This is a genomic window from Vibrio sp. 1401, assembly GCF_033340295.1.
The window spans coordinates 1-535 of sequence record NZ_JAWOWF010000778.1 but is presented as its reverse complement, the minus strand read 5'-3'; the positions used below and the strand labels follow the sequence as shown (position 1 = coordinate 535).

At 49.9% G+C, this 535-nt stretch carries 1 protein-coding gene; it reads right to left on the bottom strand.

The genetic code is table 11. The annotated features are described in order from the left end of the window. Positions 1-33: 33 nt before the first annotated feature. Positions 34-535 (bottom strand): family 20 glycosylhydrolase (locus tag R7Z77_RS28120; protein ID WP_318137405.1); only part of this gene is annotated, 502 nt, incomplete at its 5' end.

Genomic DNA, 535 nt, shown 5'->3' with positions numbered 1-535 from the left:
CTTCAAGCGTGATGCTTCTACATCAGCTCTGTATTACTTCCACGGTTTACGGTAATTCACTCCCTGCAAATCAAGTAGCGGTAGGTGTCCTTTCAAACGTGATAAATAGTCGGTCCAGTCTCGGTGTTGCTTGTCTGTCCAACATGCTTCTGCCATTGCGGTTAAGCGCGGGAAGACCATGTAGTCCATACGAGACTGGTTGTTGATGTTTTCGCACCACAATGCTGTTTGAATGCCCCAAATGCGTTTACGTATTGGATCGTCGGCTGGCACTTCAGCGAGTGGTTCATAGTTGTAAGCTTTTTCTAGCGGCAATGGGTTAGCCCAATCCACGCCCGGTTCTTCTGGTGCGTAATCTTGGGTCATATCTAAGTAGGTGGTTTGCGCAGGTTGTAGCACCACATCGAAACCTTGGCGCGCGCAGTTCAACGCCGCTTCTTCGCTTAACCACGAATAGATCACTGTGTCTTTGCTGACTTTGTCGCCATGCTGTGCTTCCTCCCAACCCAGCATGCGCTTGCCAAGTTTGCGCAGT